General features: G+C 71.4%; 17 protein-coding genes. 7 read left to right on the top strand and 10 right to left on the bottom strand.

What is annotated here, in order from left to right; all coding sequences use genetic code 11:
* Window positions 1-129: 129 nt before the first annotated feature.
* Together AS029_RS08915 and AS029_RS08910 are read right to left on the bottom strand one after the other, a co-directional pair.
* The gene (locus AS029_RS08915) at window positions 130-780 is read right to left on the bottom strand and encodes an HD domain-containing protein (RefSeq protein WP_323339489.1); all 651 of its coding nucleotides are present in this window, start codon (window positions 778-780) and stop codon (window positions 130-132) included.
* Between the two features lie 12 nt (window positions 781-792).
* The gene (locus AS029_RS08910) at window positions 793-3,291 is read right to left on the bottom strand and encodes a glycogen/starch/alpha-glucan phosphorylase (RefSeq protein ID WP_058232237.1); all 2,499 of its coding nucleotides are present in this window, start codon (window positions 3,289-3,291) and stop codon (window positions 793-795) included.
* A 180-nt stretch (window positions 3,292-3,471) separates the two neighbouring features.
* Between AS029_RS08910 and AS029_RS08905 the strand changes: the two genes are divergently transcribed.
* Window positions 3,472-4,281 carry a DUF1206 domain-containing protein gene (locus AS029_RS08905; RefSeq protein WP_058232236.1) on the top strand — a complete coding sequence of 270 codons (810 nt, stop codon included), beginning with the start codon at window positions 3,472-3,474 and terminating at the stop codon, window positions 4,279-4,281.
* Window positions 4,282-4,430: 149 nt separating this feature from the next.
* Here the strand turns inward: AS029_RS08905 and AS029_RS08900 are convergent, their stop codons facing one another.
* From AS029_RS08900 to ispG, 4 genes are all read right to left on the bottom strand, one after another.
* Window positions 4,431-5,252 (bottom strand): aldo/keto reductase, encoded by an 822-nt coding sequence (locus AS029_RS08900; protein ID WP_058232235.1) that lies wholly within the window; start codon window positions 5,250-5,252, stop codon window positions 4,431-4,433.
* Window positions 5,253-5,454: 202 nt separating this feature from the next.
* On the bottom strand, window positions 5,455-7,251 hold the full coding sequence (locus tag AS029_RS08895) for a proline--tRNA ligase (RefSeq protein WP_058232234.1): 1,797 nt from the start codon (window positions 7,249-7,251) through the stop codon (window positions 5,455-5,457).
* 188 nt (window positions 7,252-7,439) lie between these two features.
* Window positions 7,440-8,624: a benzoate/H(+) symporter BenE family transporter gene (locus AS029_RS08890; RefSeq protein WP_058232233.1), complete on the bottom strand. Its 1,185-nt coding sequence runs from the start codon at window positions 8,622-8,624 to the stop codon at window positions 7,440-7,442.
* A gap of 75 nt (window positions 8,625-8,699) precedes the next feature.
* Window positions 8,700-9,851 (bottom strand): flavodoxin-dependent (E)-4-hydroxy-3-methylbut-2-enyl-diphosphate synthase, encoded by a 1,152-nt coding sequence (gene ispG / locus AS029_RS08885; protein ID WP_175456644.1) that lies wholly within the window; start codon window positions 9,849-9,851, stop codon window positions 8,700-8,702.
* A gap of 209 nt (window positions 9,852-10,060) precedes the next feature.
* Here ispG and AS029_RS08880 point away from each other — a divergent pair, with 209 nt between their 5' ends.
* On the top strand, window positions 10,061-11,995 hold the full coding sequence (locus tag AS029_RS08880) for an anthranilate synthase family protein (RefSeq protein ID WP_058232232.1): 1,935 nt from the start codon (window positions 10,061-10,063) through the stop codon (window positions 11,993-11,995).
* A gap of 142 nt (window positions 11,996-12,137) precedes the next feature.
* Here AS029_RS08880 and AS029_RS08875 read toward each other — a convergent pair whose 3' ends face one another.
* Window positions 12,138-13,454, bottom strand: coding sequence for a M50 family metallopeptidase (locus tag AS029_RS08875; protein ID WP_058232231.1), 1,317 nt, complete (start codon window positions 13,452-13,454; stop codon window positions 12,138-12,140).
* A gap of 87 nt (window positions 13,455-13,541) precedes the next feature.
* Between AS029_RS08875 and AS029_RS08870 the strand changes: the two genes are divergently transcribed.
* On the top strand, window positions 13,542-15,200 hold the full coding sequence (locus AS029_RS08870; protein WP_058232230.1) for a Mur ligase family protein: 1,659 nt from the start codon (window positions 13,542-13,544) through the stop codon (window positions 15,198-15,200).
* A 290-nt stretch (window positions 15,201-15,490) separates the two neighbouring features.
* On the opposite strand, the gene dxr is transcribed toward AS029_RS08870, so the two are convergent.
* Together dxr and AS029_RS08860 are read right to left on the bottom strand one after the other, a co-directional pair.
* Window positions 15,491-16,573, bottom strand: coding sequence for a 1-deoxy-D-xylulose-5-phosphate reductoisomerase (gene dxr, locus AS029_RS08865; protein ID WP_058232229.1), 1,083 nt, complete (start codon window positions 16,571-16,573; stop codon window positions 15,491-15,493).
* 9 nt (window positions 16,574-16,582) lie between these two features.
* On the bottom strand, window positions 16,583-17,551 hold the full coding sequence (locus AS029_RS08860; protein WP_074615912.1) for an FKBP-type peptidyl-prolyl cis-trans isomerase: 969 nt from the start codon (window positions 17,549-17,551) through the stop codon (window positions 16,583-16,585).
* 192 nt (window positions 17,552-17,743) lie between these two features.
* On the opposite strand from AS029_RS08860, the gene AS029_RS08855 reads away from it, so the two are divergent.
* The 4 genes from AS029_RS08855 to dhaM all read left to right on the top strand — a co-directional run bounded on the left by AS029_RS08855 (window position 17,744) and on the right by dhaM (window position 20,917).
* Window positions 17,744-18,445, top strand: coding sequence for a lysophospholipid acyltransferase family protein (locus tag AS029_RS08855; protein ID WP_228375921.1), 702 nt, complete (start codon window positions 17,744-17,746; stop codon window positions 18,443-18,445).
* Between the two features lie 92 nt (window positions 18,446-18,537).
* Window positions 18,538-19,533 (top strand): dihydroxyacetone kinase subunit DhaK, encoded by a 996-nt coding sequence (gene dhaK / locus AS029_RS08850; protein WP_058232226.1) that lies wholly within the window; start codon window positions 18,538-18,540, stop codon window positions 19,531-19,533.
* Window positions 19,530-20,162, top strand: a complete 633-nt coding sequence (gene dhaL / locus AS029_RS08845) for a dihydroxyacetone kinase subunit DhaL (RefSeq protein WP_058232225.1) — start codon at window positions 19,530-19,532, stop codon at window positions 20,160-20,162. Before dhaK ends, dhaL begins: the two co-directional genes overlap by 4 nt.
* A complete protein-coding gene (dhaM, locus tag AS029_RS08840) occupies window positions 20,159-20,917 on the top strand; it encodes a dihydroxyacetone kinase phosphoryl donor subunit DhaM (protein ID WP_058232224.1) in 759 nt (252 codons plus the stop codon). The genes dhaL and dhaM overlap by 4 nt, the downstream gene beginning before the upstream one ends.
* A gap of 53 nt (window positions 20,918-20,970) precedes the next feature.
* Here the strand turns inward: dhaM and AS029_RS08835 are convergent, their stop codons facing one another.
* A complete protein-coding gene (locus AS029_RS08835) occupies window positions 20,971-21,936 on the bottom strand; it encodes a sugar-binding transcriptional regulator (protein ID WP_058232475.1) in 966 nt (321 codons plus the stop codon).
* Between the last annotated feature and the right edge of the window lie 86 nt (window positions 21,937-22,022).

The raw sequence follows: 22,022 nt of genomic DNA, 5'->3' as shown, positions 1-22,022 counted from the left end.
CACCTCGGCGGGCGATTCCGGATGCCGCGGCGCCGAGCATCAGAGGGACTCGAGCGGGTTCGCGGCGAGCTTGGCCACCAGTCCCCCCTCGACGAGGCGCCGGGCGGCGGTGTCGGGCTTGCGCGCCGCCTAATCCACGACGCACGCGCCGAACTCGGCGGCGAGCGCTCCGCGCGGGTGAGCGGCGAGCACCTCGCGACGGAAATCCTCGGGCAGTGCGTCGGGGCGGGCGCCGGAGATGTCGAGACCCGTGGCGATCTCGAGCAGGTACCCCTCGGCATCCATCGTCGAATCCACGCTCGGCCAGTTGTGCCGCACGATCACCTCGAGCACGCGCTCTCGTCGGGACTGCTCCCAGCCCGCGCCCGCCGTGAGCGCGACGCCGACGTGCCCACCCGCGTGCTCGTACGAGAGCCTGTGGTTGTCGAACTCCCCCACCGCGCCGATGTCGTGCAGCACCGCCGCGACGTACAGCAGCTCACGGTCGAGGTTCCGGATGCCGTCGACCACCGCGAATGCCTCGGCCCACAACCACGACCGCAGCGCGTGGGCGGTGATCGCGGGCGACTGGTACTGCTCGGCCAGGGCGAGCGCGCCACGGGCGGCGAGGGTGTCGGGAACGGGGAAGTCGCTGATGCGCACGGGGCCTCCGGGATCGGTCGGACCCCCACTCTCGCGCGGCGCGTCGCCGCGCGGCAGGTGGGCGAGCGCCAGGCTGCGCCGTGTTCCTGCCAGAACGACGGATGCCGCGACCTCGGGCGAGCGCCCGGGTCGCGGCATCCGGAAACCGCGTCAGCTCACCGGGGTGGCGTGCCAGATGCGGTCGAGATAGTCGCGCATCGCCCGGTCGGAGGAGAAGTAGCCGCTGCGCGCGACGTTGAGGATCGCCGAGCGCACCCACGCGTCCTGATCGGCGTAGGCCGCGTCGACCCGGTCCTGCGCGTCGAGGTACGAACGGAAGTCGGCGAGCGCCATGAACCGGTCGTCGTAGAGCAGGTTCGACACCAGCGGCTCGAACACCGTGCGATCGCCGTTCGAGAACGCGCCGGACGCGATGAGATCGATCGCGCGGCGCAGGTCGTCGTCTTCCTGGTAGAAGTCGGCGGGGCGGTAGCCCTCGGCCCAGAGGGCTTCGACCTCGGGCTCGCTCATACCGAACAGGAAGAAGTTGTCGTCGCCGACCAGCTTGCGGATCTCGACGTTCGCGCCGTCGTCGGTGCCGATGGTGAGCGCGCCGTTGAGGGCGAGCTTCATGTTGCCGGTGCCCGATGCCTCTTTGCCGGCGAGCGAGATCTGCTCCGACAGGTCGGCGGCCGGGATGATGCTCTCGGCGAGGGTGACGTTGTAGTTCGCCGGGTACAGCACCTTCAGCTTGCCCTTGACGCGCTCGTCGGCGCTCACGACCTCGCCGACGGCGTTGATGAGGTGGATGATGCGCTTGGCCATGCCGTAGCCCGGGGCGGCCTTGGCACCGAAGAGGAAGGTGCGCGCCTGCACGTCGTCGACGTCCAGCCGGCCCGAGACGATGCCCTCGTAGGTGCTGACGATGTGCAGCACCTTCAGCGTCTGCCGCTTGTACTCGTGCAGACGCTTGATCATCACGTCGAGCAGGTGACCGTCGTCGAGCGGAGCCTCACCGCGCGCTTCGAGCACACGGCTCAGGCGGCGCTTGTTCGAGGCCTTCACGGCGGCGAACCTCTCGCGGAAATCGGCGTCGTCGGCAAGGGCCTCAAGCCCCCGCAAGCGCTCGAGGTCGACGGTCCAGCCCGCGCCGAGAGCCTCGGTGATGAGGCTCGACAGCTCGGGGTTGGCCAGACGCAGGAAGCGGCGGGGCGTCACGCCGTTGGTGACGTTGGTGAACTTGTCGGGCCACATCTCGGCGAAGTCCTTGAGCACGTTGTCGCGCAGCAGCTGCGAGTGCAGCTCGGCGACGCCGTTGACCTTCGACCCGGCGACCGTGGCGAGGTAGGCCATGCGCACCGACCGGTACGGGTGCTCGCCGATGATCGACATGTTGCGGATCAGCATCTCGTCGTCGCCGAAGCGCTCGCGCACCTCGAGGAGGAACTCGTCGTTGATGCGGTAGATGATCTCGAGGTGGCGCGGCAGGAGTCGTCCGAGCAGGTCGACCGACCACACCTCGAGGGCCTCGGGAAGCAGCGTGTGGCACGTGTACGCGAAGCACTTCTGAGTGATGGCCCACGCGGCATCCCACTCGAGCTTCTTCTCGTCGACGAGCACGCGCATGAGCTCGGGTACGCCGATGACCGGGTGCGTGTCGTTGAGCTGGAAGATGACGCGCTCGGGCAGGTCGTCGAGGTCGAAGTCGTCGGGCAGGACGTTCTCGATGAAGTCGGCGATGGATGCCGCGACGAAGAAGTACTGCTGCTGCAGACGCAGCTCCTTGCCCTGGGGCGTGGAGTCCTCGGGGTAGAGCACCTTCGAGATGTTCTCGGCGAAGGTCTGCGCGCGCACCGACTGGACGTAGTCGCCGGAGTTGAAGGTGTGCAGGTCGAAGGCGTTCGTGGCCACCGCGCGCCACAGGCGCAGGGTGTTGACCCGGCCGTTGTGGTAGCCGGGGACCATCATGTTGTAGGGCACCGCGAGCACGTTCCACTCGGGGACCCAGCGGGTGCGCTCGACGCCGTCGTCGTCGTAGGTCTCGGTGGTGCCGGCGAACGAGATGGTCTGCGCGGCCTCGGGGTGGGCGAAGTCCCACGGCGAGCCCATGCGCAGCCACGCGTCGGGCTGCTCGACCTGCTGCCCGTCGGCGAAGGCCTGGCGGAAGATGCCGTACTCGTAGCGGATGCCGTAGCCGATCGTGGGCACGCTCATGGTGGCGAGCGAGTCGATGAAGCACGCGGCCAGGCGACCGAGGCCGCCGTTGCCGAGCCCGGGCTCGATCTCGACCTGGCGGAGGTCGTCGATGTCGATGCCGCACTGGGCGAGCGCCTCGGTCGCGATGTCGGTCAGTCGCGCAGCGAGCAGGTTGTTGTCGAGCTGGCGGCCCAGCAGGTACTCGGCGGAGAGGTAGCACACGGTCTTCGCCTGCTGCGTCTTCTGCTTCGCCCGGTCGTCGAACCACCGCGCCATGAGGTAGTCGCGGACCGTGTACGCCAGGGCCAGGTACTGATCGTTGACGTCGGAGGTCGACAGCGTCACGCCCTGGTCGAAGTTCAGGTTCTGCAGGAACTGTTTGGCGAAGCCGTCGACGGATGCCGCGGGGGCGACGACGGGCGCGATGGCCAACGGGTGGGTGGGACGCAGCTCTGAGGTGTTCTCGGGCACCATCCGACCGTAATGAGTCCCGCGCCGCACTGCCAAGACGGCAACGGCCATGACACATGATCTTCACCCGTTTGCCGTATTCCTCGCAGGAACCCCCCAGGACGCTTCGCCCGCGCACCAGCCGACGCGCCGTGCGACCGCAACGGATTGGCGCGGTGTGTGCAGAGGGCATACGGTGCCGGGATGCCGTCCTCCGCCCGCTCCGCCGCACGCGAGGCCGAGGCGAACCCCGTCTTCCGCGTCGCCGCTCGCGCGGGGTACGTCGCCAACGGCATCCTGCACCTGCTCGTGGGCGGGCTCGTGCTCGCCGTCGGTTTCGGAGCGGCCGAAGACACCGACCAGACGGGCGCCTTCCGCGCGCTGGCCGCGATCCCGCTCGGAGCGGCGGCGCTCGGCGCCCTCGCCGTAGGGCTCGTGGCACTGGGGTGCTGGCATCTGCTGCAGGCGGTGGCCCCTCGGGGCCTGTCGGGGTGGAAGCGACTGGCACGGGTGCTGGCCGAGGCTCCGCAGGGCATCGTCTTCGTCGTGATCGGCGTGCTCTCGGCATCCGTCGCCCTCGGCGCCCGGCCGCGGGCCGAGCAGGCCGCCGAAGACGCCAGCGAAGCCGTGCTCACGCTGCCGATCGGCGGGGCCGTTCTGGGCGCCACAGGCCTTGCCGTGGCGGGAGTGGGTGTCGGGTTCGTGTGGATGGGCGCGCGTCGCTCGTTCCGTTCGAAGGTGCACCTGCCCGCCGGAGTCGTCGGCCACGTCCTCAGCGCGCTCGGCGTCTTCGGGTTCTTGGCGAAGGGTGTCGCGCTGGCCATCGTCGGGGTACTGCTGGTGGTGGCGGCGGCGAAGATCGAACCCGACACCGCGGGCGGGCTCGACGGCGCGATCTCGGCCCTCATCGCTCTGCCCGCGGGGCCTTTCCTGGCCTTCCTGGTCGGGCTGGGGTTCCTCGCCTACGGCGTCTTCACCGTCTTCCGCGCACGCTACGCCCGCCTCGACGTGTGATGGCCGGCGCCGCGCCCGCCCGGTCCGAGCACAGCGCAGGAGATCGGCGTCCGCTGGTCGCCGACGGGCCCGTGTGACCGCCCGACGATCATCGGATCTCCTGCGGCGTGCACACCGTCGCCTGTCGACTCCGGCGGAGACCCGTGCGGTCAGTCGAGCGAGGGGTCGCGGCCGGTCCGTTCTCCGGTGTCGAGCGCGGCGAGGGCGGTCTGGTCGTCGGCGTCGAGGGTGAAGTCGAACACCTCGCCGTTCTCGCGGATGCGGTCGAGCGACACCGACTTCGGGAACACGACCAACCCGCGGTCGAGGTGCCAGCGCACGACGACCTGGGCGGGGGTCTTGCCGTGGCGTTCGGCGATGCGCGCGAGCACCGGCTCGGCGAGCAGACCGCCGCGGGCGAGCGGCGCCCACGACTCGGTGACGATGCCGTTCGCGGCATGCCAGTCGACCAGGTCGTTCTGGGGGAAACGCGGGTGCAGCTCGACCTGGTTCACCGCCGGCAGCACGCCCGTCTCGTCGCGCAGGCGCTCGAGGTGCGCGATGGCGAAGTTGCTCACGCCGACCGAGGTCACGCGCCCCTCCTGCTGCAGACGCAGGAGTGCGCGCCAGGTGTCGACGTAGCGGTCGGCGCTGGGGATGGGCCAATGGATGAGGTAGAGGTCGACGCGGTCGAGACCGAGTCGGGCCGCGCTCGCATCGAAGGCGCGCAGCGTCTCGTCGAAGCCCTGGTCGTCGTTCCAGACCTTGGTGGTGATGAAGACGTCGTCACGGTCGAGCCCCGAGGCACGGAGTCCCTCGCCGACCTCGGCCTCGTTGCCGTAAAGGGCGGCGGTGTCGATGTGGCGGTAGCCCGCGGCGAGCGCCCCCTCCACGAGGCCGGCGGTGATGTCGGCCGGCACCTTGTACGTGCCGACACCGAGCTGGGGAATCGTGGAGCCGTCGGACAGCGACAGGCGGGGGGCCGAGATCATGGCATCCACGCTATCCATGCGACGGCCCTTCCCGGCGCCTCTTGACCGGTCTCCCCCGGCGCGCCCCCGCTCACCGCGGGCCTGCGCGCTCGTGCGCAGACCGGGAGACCGCAGCTCGCCGACGAAGCGGTTGCAGGGTGCAACCGACATGTCGGCGAGCCGCAACCTCGGGGTGGAGGCGCCGCAACGGCGGAGTGAGACGTCAGCGCGTCAGCGCCGCCACGGCGTCGGCGACCGTGACAGTCTCGCGCTCGCCCGTGCGGCGGTCCCACAGCTCGACCTGACCCTCGGCGGCGCCGCGGCCGACGATGAGGATGCGCGGGATGCCGACGAGCTCGGCGTCGCCGAACTTCACACCGGGCGACACCTTGGGGCGGTCGTCGTAGAGCACGTCGAGGCCGGCGGCCTCGAGCTGGTCGGAGACGGATGCCGCGAGCTCGAACGCCGCCTGGTCGCGGCCGGTGGCCACCACGTGCACGTCGAACGGGGCGACCGAGGCGGGCCAGATGAGTCCCTTGTCGTCGTTGTTGAGCTCGGCGATGATCGCGAGGATGCGGGTGACGCCGATGCCGTAGGAGCCCATGGTGACGGTGGCGAGCTTGCCGTTCTCGTCGAGCACCTTCAAGCCGAGGGCCTCGGCGTACTTGCGCCCGAGCTGGAAGACGTGGCCGATCTCCATGCCGCGTGCGAGCTCCACCGGGCCGGAGCCGTCGGGCGCGGGGTCACCGGCGCGCACGGTGGAGACCTCGACGAAGCCGTCGCCGACGAAGTCGCGACCGGCGACGAGGGAGTGCACGTGCTTCTGGTCGATGTTGGCGCCCGTGATCCACGCGGTGCCGTCGACCACGCGGGGGTCGAGGTAGTAGCGGATCTTCGTCGCCGACTCCTCACCCAGCACGGCGCCGGTCGGCGACCACGGACCGATGTATCCCTTGACCAGCAGCGGGTTCTCCGCGAAGTCCGCCTCGGTGGCGGCCTCGACCTCGGCGGGCGCGAAGGCGACCTCGACGCGCTTGTCGTCGACGTCGCGGTCGCCGGGCAGTCCCACCACGACGAGCTCGCGCGTGCCGTCGAGGTGCGTGAGGGCGAGCACGACGTTCTTCAACGTGTGTGCGGCGGTCCACGCGGTCGCCTCGTCCGTGGCGGGTCCGGCGATGCCGGGCGCCGGGGCGTCGAGGTGCGCGTTGGAATGATCGACGAGGGTCGCGATCGTCGGGGTGTTCGGCGAATCGAAGATGACGGCCTCGGGCTGTCCGGCGATCGGCAGCGCGTCGGGGGCCACGGTGGTGAACGCCTCGACGTTGGCGGCGTACCCGCCGGCCGAACGCACGAACGTGTCTTCGCCGATGGGGGTCGGGTGCAGGAACTCCTCGGACTTCGAGCCGCCCATCGCGCCCGCGTCGGCGGCGACGATGACGTATTCGAGGCCCAGACGGGTGAAGATGCGCTCGTAGGCGTCGCGCTGCGCCTGGTACGAGGCGTCGAGCCCGGCATCCGTCGCGTCGAACGAGTACGCGTCTTTCATCGTGAACTCGCGGCCGCGCAGCAGGCCCGCACGCGGACGCGCCTCATCGCGGTACTTGTCCTGGATCTGGTAGATCGTCAGCGGCAGGTCTTTGTACGACGAGTAGAGGTCCTTGACCAGGAGCGTGAACATCTCCTCGTGCGTGGGCGCGAGCAGATAGTCGGCGCCCTTGCGGTCCTGCAGGCGGAACAGCGCGTCGCCGTATTCCTCCCAGCGGCCCGTGACCTCGTACGGCTCACGCGGCAGCAGCGCCGGGAAGTGCACCTCGAAGGCACCGGCGTTCGCCATCTCCTCGCGCACGACCGTCTCGATCTTGGCCTCGACCTTCAGCCCGAGCGGGAGCCACGCGAAGATGCCGGGCGCGTTGCGGCGGATGTACCCGGCGCGCACGAGCAGGCGGTGGCTCGTGACCTCGGCATCCGAGGGGTCTTCGCGAAGCGTGCGGAGGAAGAAGTTCGACAGACGGGTGACCACGAGAGACGAGTCTAAGGCGGGGGACGACGCCGAGTGGATGCCGGGCCTCAGCGCACCGCACTGACGGTCTCAGGCGTGACGGCCGTGTTGCCGTTGTCGTTCGCCCCGGCGGTCTGCATCGACGGGTCGTATGACATCGTCACGGGCGCGACATGTCGGTAGCCGGTCGTACCGTGCGATGGCCGCCGTCACCGTCGCGCGCGGCCCACGTGCAGCACCGTCCGCACCAGCAGACCGGCCACGAGGGCCCAGAACGCCGCGCTGACGCCGAGCACCGCGATCCCGGATGCGGCGACGAGGAACGTCACCACCGCGGGCACCCGCTCCCCCGGATCATCGATCGCCTGCTGCACGGCCGAGCCGAAGGCTCCGAACAGCGCAACGCCGGCCACGGCGGGAATCACGCCCGCAGGCGCCAGCAGGACGATCGCGGCGAACGCCGCCGATAGCGCGCCGAGCACGAGGTACGTGCCGCCCGCCGAGACGCCGGCGACCCACCGCCGCTTCGGATCGGGGTGCGAATCGGGCCCCGCCGCGATCGCGGCGCTGATGGCACCGAGGTTCATGGCGTGACCGCCGAAGCCGGCCGCCGCGGCGGTGCCCAGCCCGGTGACGAGCATCGCGGGCCGCCACGGGATCGTGAAGCCCAGGCTGCGCATCACGGCAACGCCCGGGACGTTCTGCGACGCCATCGTCACGATGAACAGCGGCAGGGCGATACCGATCACCGAGCCCACGGTGAGGGTCGGAACGGTGAACTCCAGGCGCGGCACGAGCGCCGCGGCATCCATCTGCGCACCCGTGCGCGACAGTTCCACCGCCACGACGGCGATCGCCGCGACGAAGGCCAACGGCACCGCCCAGCGCGGCAGGAGACGGGATGCCACCAGCCACACGATCAGCACGGGCGCGACGCCCCACGGGTCTTCGACCACACCGACGAACGGCGCCACGCACAGCGGGAGCAGCACCCCCGCGAGCATCGCCTGGGCGATGGACGGCGGGATGCGCGCGATGAGCGCCCCGAGCGGCGGGAAGAGCGCGGTGCAGAGGATGAGCACCGCCGACACCAGGAAACCGCCGACGACGGCCGGCCACCCTCCGTCGACGGCGCCGGTCGCCGCGAGCAGCGCCACACCGGGCGTCGACCACGCGACGGTGATCGGGATGCGATAGCGACCGGCCAGCAGCACGCAGCCGACACCGACGACGAGGGTGATCGCGAGCAGGCCGCTCGCCGCCTGTTCCGGGGTGGCGCCGACGGCGCGCAGGCCCGTCAGGACGACGGCGAAGGTGCTGGTGAAGCCGACGAGGGCGGTGACGACCCCGGCGATCAGCGGACGGGCGAGGGATGCGGCGGGAGTCTCGGTCATGAGACTTCCGACGTTATCGGAACAAAAGCCGACGGACGGCGGTCCGATCGCTCGCGCGCGGACCGCCCGCCGCGCTCAGGCCGTGATGACCTGCGCGGTACCGGGAGCGGCGTCGGGGCCCATCTCGTCGGCGAGGCGGTTCGCCTCCTCGATCAGGGTCTGCACGATCTCGGACTCGGGCACGGTCTTGATGACCTGACCCTTGACGAAGATCTGGCCCTTGCCGTTGCCCGAAGCGACACCGAGATCGGCGTCGCGTGCCTCGCCGGGACCGTTCACGACGCAGCCCATGACGGCCACGCGCAGCGGAACGGTCATGTCTTTCAGACCCTCGGTGACGTCGTCGGCGAGGGTGTAGACGTCGACCTGCGCGCGACCGCACGACGGGCACGAGACGATCTCGAGCTTGCGCTCGCGCAGGTTCAGCGACTGCAGGATCTGGTGGCCGACCTTGACCTCTTCGGCGGGCGGCGCCGACAGCGAGACGCGGATGGTGTCGCCGATGCCCTCGGAGAGCAGGATGCCGAAAGCGGTGGCGCTTTTGATCGTGCCCTGGAACGCGGGGCCGGCCTCGGTCACGCCGAGGTGCAGGGGCCAGTCGCCGCGCTCGGCGAGCAGCCGGTAGGCCTTGACCATGACGATCGGGTCGTTGTGCTTGACCGAGATCTTGAAGTCGTGGAAGTCGTGCTCCTCGAACAGCGAGGCCTCCCACACGGCGCTCTCGACGAGCGCTTCGGGCGTGGCCTTGCCGTACTTCTCGAGCAGGCGCCGGTCGAGCGACCCGGCGTTGACGCCGATGCGCAGCGACACCCCCGCCGCCTTCGCGGCCGCGGCGATCGCACCGACCTGGTCGTCGAACTTGCGGATGTTGCCGGGGTTCACGCGCACCGCGCCGCACCCGGCGTCGATCGCCTGGAAGACGTACTTCGGCTGGAAGTGGATGTCGGCGATGACCGGGATCTGGCTCTTCTTGGCGATGATGTGCAGCACGTCGGCGTCGTCCTGCGACGGAACGGCCACGCGCACGATCTCGCATCCGGATGCCGTGAGCTCGGCGATCTGCTGGAGCGTGGCGTTGATGTTGGTCGTCGGCGTCGTCGTCATCGACTGGACGCTCACGGGGGCGTCGCCGCCCACGAGCACCTTGCCGACCTTGATCTGACGGGTCTTACGACGAGGCGCGAGGACCTCCGGCACGCGGGGCATCCCGATGTTCACTGCAGGCACGCCGATCAGCCTACGCCTCAGCCCCCGCACGGAGGCTGAGGACGCCCTGTGGTAGGTTCGGCGCCATGCGCGCGTACACATCCTGGTGGCTCACCGTCTAGGCGGTGCGCACGCATGCAACAGACCGCCCTCCCCCTGGGGAACCCGGGCGGTCTTCGTGTTTTCGGCGGCCGCCTCGGACCCTCCCTCACAGACGAAAAGATTCCTCGATGACCGCGCCCGACCCCTCCTCCCTGCTCGCCGACCTCGCCGGCGGCAGCGCTCCCTTCGCGCTGATCGCCCGTGACGGCGCCACCGTCGAGGTGCTGACCGGCGACATCGTCGACGTCGAGCTGCTCGCCGACATCCCGTTGACGGATGCCGCGGGCACCGCGCGCGAGGTCCTCGCCCTGGTGCCGTACCGCCAGGTGCGCGAGCGCGGTTTCGTCTGCCACGACGACGGAGCACCGCTGCGCTGCCTCGTGATCGACGAGCGCGTCGCCCTGCCGCGGGCCGAGGTCATGGCATCCCTCCCCTCCTCCCCCGTGCCGCTCACCGACGCCGGGTTCGACATCGCCGACGAGGAGTACGCCGACATCGTGCGGCGGGTGATCGCCGACGAGATCGGCCGCGGCGAGGGGGCGAACTTCGTCATCCGTCGTGACTTCGTCGCGGGCGTCGACACCGATCCGCGGGTCGCCGCGCTGACGTGGTTCCGCGCGCTCCTCGAACACGAGAAGGGCGCCTACTGGACGTTCGCCGTCGTCACCGACGGGCACATCGCCGTCGGCGCGAGCCCCGAGGCGCACGTCAGCGCCCAGGACGGCATCGTCACGATGAACCCCATCTCGGGCACCTTCCGCCACCCCGCAGGGGGAGCGACCGCCGAGACGCTCGCGGAGTTCCTGCGCTCGACCAAAGAGACCGAGGAGCTCTTCATGGTCGTCGACGAAGAGCTGAAGATGATGAGCGCCGTCTGCAGCGACGGCGGACGCATCACCGGCCCGCACCTCAAAGAGATGTCGCGGCTGACCCACACCGAGTACATGCTGCGCGGACGCAGCGACCTCGACCCGCGCGACATCCTGCGCGAGACGATGTTCGCCCCGACCGTCACCGGCTCCCCCATGCAGAACGCGTGCACGGTCATCGCCCGGCACGAGACCGCCCCCCGCGGGTACTACTCCGGCGTCGCGGCGCTGTTCACCCCCAACGGCGCGGCCGAGGGGGCCACGCACGACCTCGACGCGCCCATCCTCATCCGCACGGCGTACCTCGTCGACGGGCGCCTGCGCGTGCCCGTCGGCGCGACGCTCGTGCGCCATTCCGACCCCTACGGCGAAGTGGGCGAGACGCACGGCAAGGCGGCGGGAGTGCTCGGCGCGATCGGCGCGATCCCCCGCGACGCGCCGGCGGCTCCCCCGGCGGCCGACCCCGACGCACCGACCGCCCCACGCCGCCCTCTGGGCGAGGATCCCGCGATCGCCGAACTGCTGGCATCCCGCAACGACCGCCTCGCGCCGTTCTGGATGAACCCGCAGGACCCCGACGGCTCCGGCCCGTTCGCCGGCCGCACGGCGCTCGTGGTCGACGCCGAGGACCGCTTCACCACCATGCTCGCCCACCAGCTGCGCCACCTCGGACTCGACACCCGGATCGTGCACTGGTCGGAGGTGACGGATGCCGACCTGGATGCCGCCGACCTCGTCGTCTCGGGCCCCGGCCCGGGCGACCCGCGCGACGACACCCCGCGCATGGAGGCGATGCGGCACGTCGTCGGCCGGCGCACCGCTCGCCGCGATCCGCTGCTCGCCGTGTGCCTGAGCCACCAGATCCTGGCCGACGCGCTCGGCATCGAGCTCATGCCGCTGGACCGGCCGCACCAGGGTCTGCAGAAGAGCGTCGACGTCTTCGGCGAGGACGCGTCGATCGGGTTCTACAACACCTTCACCGCGCGGGTGAACCCGGGCGACCGTCGCGGCATCTCCTACGGGCCTGACGCTCCCGTCAGCGGCTCCGAGATCGACGTCGCCGCGGATTCGACGACCGGCGACGTCTACGCCCTGCGCGGACCCGGTTTCGCGAGCGTGCAGGGCCACCTCGAGTCGATCCTCTCGCGCGACGGCATGCGCACCCTGGAGCGGCTGATCGCCCACGCGCTGTAGGGCCCGGCCCCTTCGACGGGCTCAGGGGCCTCCCCACCGAGGTGGCTGCGCTCCCCCCGAGGTGGCTGGGCCTGTCGAAGCCCCGGGCCCCGCACAGCGCCTGGACCGTTCGACAGACGCACGTCGTACCGCGCCCGTCCGGCTACAGCAACTGCACCGGGTTGAAGATGTCGGCGAGGAACAGCACGCCGCCCATGCCGATCAGCAGCACGACGACGACGAACGTCACGGGCACGAGGCGCGTGGCATCCACCGGCCGCGCGACCGTGCCCCGCAGGCGCGCGACGGCGCGCTTGATGCCGTCCCACAGGGCCACCACGACGTGTCCGCCGTCGAGGGGCAGCAGCGGGATGAGGTTGAAGACGAACAGGGCGATGTTCAACCCGGCGAGCAGGCCGATGATCGACTGCACGCGCGCGAGGATGGGGGCATCGACCGCGGCGTACTCGCCGGCGAGGCGCCCCGCGCCCACGACGCTCAGCGGCCCATCGGGGTCGCGCGGCTGACCGGTCACCAGATCGGCGGCCGTATCGTAGATGCGCACCGGCAGCTGCGTCATGATCTGCGCGACCGCGCCGACCTGCTGGATCGTCGCCTCCGGCCCCACCCAGATCGGCTGCGGTTCGAGCCCCTGCTGGGGGCGCAGACCCGCGAAGCCCACCGTCTCGTACTCGGGCTGGCCCGCGGCATCCCGCACGGGCTGCCCCTGAGCGTCGGTGACGGCGCGGTCGCTCCGCTGCGGGGTGATGGTGACGGTCTGCTGCGTGCCGTCGCGCTCGATCACGACCGGCAGGGCGCGGCCGGGGGCGTCCTGGATGATCGCCGCCGCCTCGGCGAACGTCGACACCGCCTGACCGTCGATCGACACGATCACGTCGCCGGGTCGGATGCCGGCGGCGGCCGCCGGCGCGACCGGGTCGCCCGAAGTGCAGTCGGTGCGGTTCTCGCTCGCGGGGATGACGCACTCCGACACCGACGCGACGGTGGTGGTGGCGACCGCGACGCCGATCCCGCTCACCGCGACCGCCGACAGGACGAAAGCCAGCAGCAGGTTCATGACCGGGCCGCCGAGCATCACGACGACGCGTTTCCACACGGGGAGCTTGTAGAACACGCGGTCGTCGCCCTCGACGAGGGTCTCGGCGTTGGCATCCCGGGCGTCCTGCACCATCGTCGCGAAGAACCGCGAGCGACGCTTCGACGGCTTCTCCCCCTCGGGGGCCGGCGGATACATGCCCGCCATCGAGATGAAGCCGCCCAGGGGCAGGAGCTTGAAGCCGTACTCGGTCTCGCCGACCCGCTTCGACCACAGCGTGGGTCCGAACCCGATCATGTACTGGCCGACGCGCACGCCGAAGAGCTTGGCGGGCAGCAGGTGCCCGACCTCGTGCAGGGCGATCGAGACGGCCAGGCCGATCACGAGCACGAGCACGCCGATGAGGAAGGCGATCGCGGTCACCCGGCGACGATACCGCCGCCCGGCTTTGAACCGCCCGTGCGGCGCCGATGCGGTGTCTGTGCGACCCCGGGTGAGACAATGGACGGGATGCCGACCGACGTGCCCTCGAACCTCCCGCCCGTGCTCCGGCCGGAGCGACCGCCCCACCGCGACCTCGCGGAACTGGCCCGACGCTTCGGCGTGCGCAGCGTCGGCGACGTCGAGGGGACGACCCTGACCGGGATCACCCTCGCCACGGCCGACCTGCGCACCGGCGAGGCCTTCGTCGCGATCCGCGGCGTGAACCGTCACGGCGCCGACTTCGCGACCACCGCCGCCGAACGCGGAGCCGTCGCCGTCATCACCGACGCCGACGGAGCGGAGATCGCCGCATCCGCGGGTCTGCCCATCGTCGTGGTCGACGACCCCCGCGCGCTCCTCGGCGAGTTGTCGGCCTGGGTCTACGGCACCGGCGCCGACGACGATCTGCCGACGTTGCTGGCCACCACCGGCACGAATGGCAAGACGAGCGTCTCGCACCTGCTCGAGGGCATCCTCGGCCAGCTGGGGGTCGTGACGGGCCTGTCGTCGACCGCCGAGCGCCACATCGCCGGCGAGGTCATCGTGTCGCGTCTGACGACGCCCGAGGCCTCCGAGTTCCACGCGCTGCTCGCCCTCATGCGCGAGCGGGGCGTCGAAGCCGTCGCGGTCGAGGTGAGTGCCCAAGCCCTCACCCGTCACCGCGTCGACGGACTGATGTTCGACGTCGCCGGTTTCACCAACCTCACGCACGACCACCTCGACGACTACGCCGACATGCGCGAGTACTTCGAGGCGAAGCTGCCCCTCTTCCGCGCCGACCGCGCGCGCCGCGGCGTCGTGTGCCTCGACTCCCCCGCCGGTGCCGAGATCGCGGCGCGGGCCGAGATCCCCGTCGTCACGATCGTCACCCCGGCCATCGCCCACGACCCCACGGCGACCGCCGACTGGGCCGTCGAGATCGTCGACGAGCGACAGGAGGGCACGCAGTTCACGCTGCGATCGGGCGACGGTCGCTCGCTCACGACCGTGGTGCCGGTGATCGGACGGCACATGGCCGCCAACGCGGGACTCGCGATCGTCATGCTGCTCGAGGCGGGGTACGCGTGGGACCGCCTGGTCGCCGCGCTCGACGGCGCGCGCATCGACGCCTCCCTCCCCGGCCGCACGCAGTTGGTGTCGGGCTCCGAGGGGCCGGCGGTGTACGTCGACTTCGGACACTCCCCCGACGCATTCGAGAAGACGCTCGCCGCGGTGCGGCGCGTGACTCCCGGCAAAGTCGTCATGCTCTTCGGCGCCGACGGCGACCGCGACGCCACGAAGCGCCACGACATGGGCCGCACGGCCGTCGAAGGCAGCGACATCCTCATCGTCACCGACCACCACCCCCGCCACGAGAATCCGGATGCCATCCGCGAGGTGCTCGTCGAGGGTGCACGCCGAGCGCGACCCGACGCCGAGATCCACGCCTTCACGCCGCCCGAGCGCGCGATCCTCGAGGCCGTGAAGCTCGTCGGCGAGGGAGACGCGATCCTGTGGGCCGGCCCCGGCCACCAGGACTACCGCGACATCCGCGGGGTGCGCACGCCGTACTCGGCGCGCGAGCTGTCGCGCCGTGCGCTGCGCGCCGCGGGCTGGGCCGTGCCCGACCCGCAGTGGCCGGTGCCGTATCCGGCCGACTCGACGCCGTCGTCCGACCCCGAGCGCCCGGTCGACTTCCCCGCCTGAGGTTCTCCGGCGGGTCGGCGACGGATCACGCCGGAAAGCCGTCGGCACGGCACAACTCCTGCACGCCCGCACCGCACACCGCGGAAGCCGCGGTCAGTGACGCTCGTGCAGGAGTTGTGCAGCGCCCGCCCCAACCCCGCAGCCGCCGCGACCGCACTCGCGCGCAGCGCCGAGCGCCGGTAGCGCCGCACCGCCGCCGGCACGGCACAACTCCTGCACAGCCGCCCCGCACGCCGCGGAAACCGCGGTCAGCGACGCTCGTGCAGGAGTTGTGCAGCGCCCGCGGCCGCTCAGCGAGCGGCGATGATCTGGTCGGCGGTGCGGCGCGCCCAGGCCTCGGCCTCGGCGAGCGACTCGCGCGTGAGCGCCGCAGGCGGCTCGTGCCGATCGACGACGCGCTCGATGAGCTCGACGATGTCGAGGAAGCCCAGGCGTCCCTCGTGGAAGGCGTCTACCGCCTGCTCGTTCGCGGCGTTGAACACGGCCGGGAACGTCGCCCCCGCCCGTCCGACGCGCTTGGCGAGCGCGACCGACCCGAAGGCCTCCTCGTCGAGCGGCTCGAAGGTCCACTGCGACGCGCGCGTCCAGTCCAGCGGTGCGCCGACGCCCCCGACGCGGTGCGGCCAGTCGAGCCCGAGCGAGATGGGCAGACGCATGTCGGGGGGCGAAGCCTGCGCGATGGTCGACCCGTCGACGAACTCGACCATCGAGTGCACGATCGACTGCGGGTGAACGGTGACGTCGATGCGGTCGTAGGCGACGTCGAAGAGCAGGTGCGCCTCGATCACCTCGAGGCCCTTGTTCACCAGGGTCGCCGAATTGGTGGTCACAACCCGGCCCATGTCCCACGTGGGATGCGCGAGGGCCTGCGCGGGGGTGACGTCGGCGAGCTCGGCACGGCTGCGACCGCGGAACGGGCCCCCGGATGCCGTGAGCACCAGCCGACGCACCTCGTGCGCCTCGCCGGAGCGGAGCGCCTGCGCGATGGCGGAGTGCTCCGAATCGACCGGCACGATCTGCCCCGGCGCGGCCAGCGCGGTGACGAGGTCGCCGCCGACGATCAGCGACTCCTTGTTGGCCAGCGCGAGGGTACGGCCCTCTTCGAGCGCGGCGATCGTCGGGCCCAGCCCCACCGACCCGGTGATGCCGTTCAGCACCACGTCGGCCTCCACGTCGCGGACGAGCTGCTCGGCCTCGACGGCGCCGAGCGCGACGTGCTCCACACCGAACTCGGCGGCCTGCGCCTCGACGCCGACACGGTCGGAACCCGCCGCCAACCCGACCACGTCGAAGCGGCCGGGGTTGGCGCGGACGACGTCGAGCGCCTGCGTCCCGATCGAACCGGTGGAACCGAGGATGAGGACGCGGCGCATTCCGTCAGCCTACTGAGCGGCTTCGGGGGCGTGCTGCACGCCGAGGATGTCGATGACGAAGACGAGCGTCGAGTTCGGCGGGATGCTGCCGGCCTCCTGGTCGCCGTACCCGTCGGCCGCGGGGATGACGGCGACGACCTGGGAGCCGACGGTCTGGCCCTCGAGAGCCTTCTTGAAGCCGGGCACGACACCGGTGGTCGAGAACTGCGCGGGGGTTCCGCTCTGCCACGACGAGTCGAAGACCGTGCCGCCGTCGTAGAGCACGCCGGTGTACTGCACGATCACGGTGTCGCCGGGGTTGACGACGTCACCGTCGCCGCGGCGCAGGTTCTCGATGCGCGTCTCGCTGGGGGCGGGGTCGCTGGGCACCGTGATCGTGGGGGCGCCGTCGTCGGCGAAGGTCACCGTCGGCATACCGGCGACGGGAGCGACCTCGGTGCCCTCGGCGCGCGTGGGAAGCTCCTCGATGGCATCCGCGACGAGCACGAAGGCGGGCGAGCCGTCGCCGAGAGCGCCGGCCGGGAACGACGACACCGTGCGCGAGCCGATGGTCGCGCACTGGAGCGAGGCGCCGAAGATCTGCTGCGACGAGATGAGCGTGTCCATACCGTCGGGCGCGGAGTCGATCGACTGAAGCTGCACCTCGCCGCTCGCCGCGTCGATGAGGGTGAAGTTGGCCTTCAGCACGTCGCCGGCCTGCACCTGCTCGCCGGATCCCTCGATGAGGGTGGTGCGCTGGAGATCGGTCGGCGCGTATGCGTCGGGAAGGGTGACGTCGACCTTCGCCTGGAAGTCTCCCGAGACGGTGAGCCCGTCGGGCGCGGGGGCGTCGGCGAGCGGGGCCTGGCACTGGCCGGCGTCGGGCGACTGGGTCGCGGCATCCGGGGACTGCGCCTGGTCGGGCGAACCGGAGCACCCCGCCAGCAGCAACGCCGCGGCGGCGGCGACGGACAGGGAAGCGATCGGGCGGAAGCGCACGGGAGACCTCTCGAAGGGAGTCGGGAAGATCCCATCTTCGCGCATTCCGCTCTGCCGCGCCTGAGAGTCCCACCGCGGCGCGCCTTTCGCGCGTCGGCGCCGGTCATGCGCGCGCGGGTATGCGGCGACGAGTAACCTCGTCGGGTGAGTTCCGACCTGCCCGCCGAAACCCCCGCAGCACGGCCGCAGCAGATGGGCGCCACGTACGTCCTGGGTCGGTCCCTGATCGCGCCGCTCGCCCGCGCGATCTACCGCCCGCGCGTGGAGGGCCGCGACAACGTCCCGCGCACGGGTCCCGTGATCTTCGCCAGCAACCATCTGTCGTTCATCGATTCGATCGCGATCCCCGTCGCCGCCCCGCGTCCCGTGCACTTCATGGCCAAAGCGGCCTATTTCGAGAAGTGGGCGTCGCGGCAGTTCTTCACCGCCATCGGTGCGATCCCGGTCGAACGCGGAGCGGGCCAGAAGGCGCTGGACGCGCTCGACCAGCAGCGGGCGTTCCTCGACGACGGCCGCGCCGTCGCGCTCTACCCCGAGGGCACCCGTTCCCTCGACGGCCGCCTGTACAAAGGACGCACCGGTGTCGCGTTCCTCGCCCTGCAGACGGGCGCGCCGGTCGTCCCCGTGGGCCTGCTCGGCACCGACGAGGTCATGCCCGTCGGCGCGAAGTTCCCGAGCACGTCACCGCGCATCACGGTGCGTTTCGGCACGCCGCTCGACCTGTCGCCTCACGGTCCGGCGTCGTCCGGCCGTGCCCGTCGGGGTGCCACCGACGAGATCATGGCCGCCATCCACGCCCTCAGCGAGCAGGAACTGGCGAACGCGTACAACGAGGCCCCCGCGCAGAACCCGATCGAGCGCATCAAGCAGGTCCTCCCCCACGAACGCCTCTGACGCACGCCGCGCGCTCTTGACGCGGCGCCCACCGGCGAGCATCGTCGGGGGTGCGACGGCCCCCGCCGTCGATGCCACGACGAGGAGGCAGCGTGAAGAAGTTCGTGAACGACCCCGATGACGTGCTGGCCGAGGCCCTGCGGGGCATCGCCGTCGCCCACCCCGATCTCAGGGTGGATGCCGAGAACCGCGTCATCTCGCGAGCGGAGCCGACGCGTGCGGGCAAGGTCGCGCTGGTGTCGGGGGGAGGGTCAGGTCACGAGCCGTTGCACGGCGGCTTCGTGGGTCGCGGCATGCTCGACGCCGCGGCCGCGGGCGAGGTGTTCACCTCCCCCACCCCGGATCAGGTGCTCGCCGCCACGCAGGCCGTCGACTCGGGCGCCGGGGTGCTGCACATCGTGAAGAACTACACCGGCGACGTGCTGAACTTCGAGATGGCCGCCGAGCTCGCCGAAGCCGCCGGCGTGCGGGTCGAGTCGGTCGTCGTCGCCGACGACGTCGCCGTGCAGGACTCCACCTGGACCGCCGGACGCCGCGGAACCGGCACCACCGTCGTCGTCGAGAAGATCGCCGGCGCCCTGGCCGAGGAAGGAGCCGATCTCGCCGCTGTCGCCGAGCTGGCGCGGCGCGTGTCCGGCGCGGGCCGCTCGATGGGCGTGGCCCTGACCAGCTGCACCGTGCCCGCCGCGGGCCGCCCCACCTTCGAGCTCCCCGACGACGAGATGGAGGTCGGTGTCGGCATCCACGGCGAGCCCGGCCGCTCGCGCGTGAAGCTGGCATCCGCTCGCGAGATCGCGAAGCTCATGGTCGACCCGATCGTCCACGATTTCGGCGACCCGGTGGGGCCGGCGATCGTGCTGCTGTCGGGGCTGGGCGGCACGCCGCTCATCGAGCAGTATCTGCTCTACGGCGAGATCGCACCGTTGCTGGCAGACGCCGGCGTCGATGTGCAGCGGGTGCTCATCGGCGACTACATCACCAGCCTCGACATGGCCGGCGCCTCCCTGACGGTCGTGAAGGCCGACGACGAGATGCTCCGCCTGTGGGACGCCCCGGTGGTCACCGCGGGCCTGCGGTGGGGCGCATGAGCGACGCCGTCTCGATCGACGATCTCGTCGCGTGGATCCGCGCATTCCGTGACGCCGTTCACCGACACAAAGACGAGCTGACGCGACTGGACTCCGAGATCGGTGACGCCGACCACGGCTCCAACATGGCGCGAGGGCTCGATGCCGTCGTCGCCGCGCTGAACCCCGCGCCGGCGAGCGCGTCCGAGCTGTTCAAGACGGTCGGCATGACCCTCGTGTCGTCGGTGGGCGGCGCCAGCGGCCCCCTGTACGGCACGCTGTTCCTGCGGATGGGCCCGGCGCTGGCCTCGGATGAGGTGGATGCCGAGACCCTCGGCGCGGCGCTGCGGGCCGGGGTCGACGGCGTGATCGCCCGCGGCAAGGCCGAGCTCGGCGACAAGACGATGATCGACGCGCTCTCCCCCGCGCTGGACGCGTGGGATGCGGCGGCGAGCGAGGGTTTCGCCGCGGCCGCCCGCGCAGCCGCCGAGGCCGCTGCGCGCGGTCGTGATGCGACCGAGCCGCTCGTCGCGCGCAAGGGACGCGCCAGCTACCTCGGGGAGCGCAGCGCCGGACACCTGGATCCCGGCGCGACGTCGGCGACCCTCCTCCTCGAGGCGCTGCGCGACACCCTGGCGGGCACCGCGTGATCGGTCTGGTCGCCGTCTCGCACAGTCGCGCCCTCGCGGAGGCGGCCGTCGAGCTCGCCCTGCAGATGGCGGGAGCCCGCCCGCCCACGATCCGCGTGGCGGCGGGCGGGCCCGACGGCGACCTCGGGACGGATGCCGTCGCCATCGCCGCAGCCGTCGACGAGGCCGACTCCGGCGACGGTGTGCTCGTGCTCATGGACCTGGGCTCGGCGATCCTCAGCGCCGAGACGGCGCTCGAGTTCGTCGCCGCCCCGGAACGTGTCCGGCTGAGCTCGGCGCCGTTCGTCGAGGGGCTGGTCGCCGCCGTGGTCACCGCCGCCGGCGGTGCCGACGTCGACGCCGTCGCCGCCGAGGTCCGCGGTGCGGGCGATGCGAAGCGACGGCAGCTCGGCGACGCCGAGGCACCGGCATCCCCCGGCGACGCCCGCGGCTCGGCGACGTCGAGCGCGGTCCCCGCGGCATCCGGAGTCGTCGGCGACGCACTGTCGTTCGAGACGGTCGTGGTCAATCCGTCGGGCCTGCACGCGCGCCCCGCGGCGACGTTCGTGAAGGCGGCGTCGCGATACGACGCCGAGGTGCGCATCGCCGATCTCGACGCCGGCTCCGACGAGGTGTCGGCGCGCAGCCTCCTCGCGCTCATGGCTCTCGGCATCCGACCGGGAGCGCGGGTCAGGGTGAGCGCGTCCGGCCCGCAGGCTCGGCAGGCCCTCGACGACCTCCGAGCGCTCATCGACGACGGCTTCGGCGAGCGATAAGGGCGCCACGGGGGACGGCGGGTCACCGCCTGACGGGCCCATGCGACGGGGCGTCAGCGGGTGACGCTCAGCAGGCGACGTGCCAGCGCTTCCTCGACGACGAGCTCCGTGACCAGACCCGCGGCCAGCGCCCCGCGCAGGCCGTCGAGCTTCGACAGGCTCGACACGACGCAGAAGCGCCGCGGGATGCGGCGGACGGTGTCGAGGTCGGGCCCGCTGGAGCGGGCGTTGAGCTCCGGGATGTCGCTCGACCCGTCGGCGCGGTAGAACACGGTCGCGCAGTCGCCGACCACACCCTCCCGCTCGATGACGGCGCGGTCGCGCTCGTCGAAGTAGTCCCCGCTGTACACGTGCGAGGGCACGTCGGCGTGGGGTGAGCCCAGCCCGAAGACGAACAGCCCGACGCGCTGCTGGATCTCGAGCACCGAGCGCACCGAACGTTCGCGCCACATCGCCTGCTTGGTCCGCGGGTCGTCGAAGAGGGCGGGCACCGGGAATTGGTGCACCGACGACGACCATGCCGAACCGAACTTCGTGAGGATCTCACCCGCGTAGGGGATGCCGGAAGTGCGGACGTTGGCAGCGCCGTTCATCTGCACGATGTGGGTGTCGTGCACGTCCTTCAGCGGCACGTGCCGGGCGACGGCCGACAGGGTCGACCCCCACGCCACCCCGACTGTCATCGACGATTCCACGCGCTCGGCGAGGATGCGCGCCGCGGTCAGGGCCGTGCGCTCGAGCCGCTCGGCCTCGGACGTGCGGGCGGGCGTGGGCACGACGTGCGCCGTGATGCCGAACCGGTCGGCGATGCGTTGCGCCATCTGCCCGCGGGCGTCGTCGGGCGGACTGATCGAGATGGTGACGAGCCCCACATCGCGAGCGTGCTGCAGCAGCCGCGAGACCGATGAGCGCGAGACGCGCATCTCGTGCGCGATGGCATCCATCGTCAGGTCTTGCATGTAGTAGAGCTGCGCGGCCCGCAGGGCGTCGCGGGAGCGCTCCTCCGCCTGCGTCGTCACCGTGTCGTCGCCTTCATGGACATCATTCTGCACGTTTGTTCAAGGGGCTTGCAACAACGTGCAGACAGGCGCATCCTCGACGGGTA

It is taken from the genome of Microbacterium enclense, from assembly GCF_001456955.1.
GTDB lineage: Bacteria > Actinomycetota > Actinomycetes > Actinomycetales > Microbacteriaceae > Microbacterium > Microbacterium enclense.
The sequence above is the reverse complement of the archived record's forward strand: the minus strand, read 5'-3'. Positions and strand labels throughout refer to the sequence as shown.

Excerpts from the sequence above, each read along its gene's own strand:
- AS029_RS08905 (WP_058232236.1), top strand. The coding sequence starts at position 3,472 with ATGCCGTCCTCCGCCCGCTCCGCCGCACGCGAGGCCGAGGCGAACCCC.
- dxr (WP_058232229.1), bottom strand. The coding sequence starts at position 16,573 with ATGCGCCGCGTCCTCATCCTCGGTTCCACCGGTTCGATCGGGACGCAG.
- AS029_RS08890 (WP_058232233.1), bottom strand. The coding sequence starts at position 8,624 with ATGACCGAGACTCCCGCCGCATCCCTCGCCCGTCCGCTGATCGCCGGG.
- AS029_RS08900 (WP_058232235.1), bottom strand. The coding sequence starts at position 5,252 with ATGATCTCGGCCCCCCGCCTGTCGCTGTCCGACGGCTCCACGATTCCC.
- AS029_RS08880 (WP_058232232.1), top strand. The coding sequence starts at position 10,061 with ATGACCGCGCCCGACCCCTCCTCCCTGCTCGCCGACCTCGCCGGCGGC.
- AS029_RS08910 (WP_058232237.1), bottom strand. The coding sequence starts at position 3,291 with ATGGTGCCCGAGAACACCTCAGAGCTGCGTCCCACCCACCCGTTGGCC.
- AS029_RS08915 (WP_323339489.1), bottom strand. The coding sequence starts at position 780 with ATGCCGCGACCCGGGCGCTCGCCCGAGGTCGCGGCATCCGTCGTTCTG.
- dhaL (WP_058232225.1), top strand. The coding sequence starts at position 19,530 with ATGAGCGACGCCGTCTCGATCGACGATCTCGTCGCGTGGATCCGCGCA.
- AS029_RS08870 (WP_058232230.1), top strand. The coding sequence starts at position 13,542 with ATGCCGACCGACGTGCCCTCGAACCTCCCGCCCGTGCTCCGGCCGGAG.
- AS029_RS08855 (WP_228375921.1), top strand. The coding sequence starts at position 17,744 with ATGGGCGCCACGTACGTCCTGGGTCGGTCCCTGATCGCGCCGCTCGCC.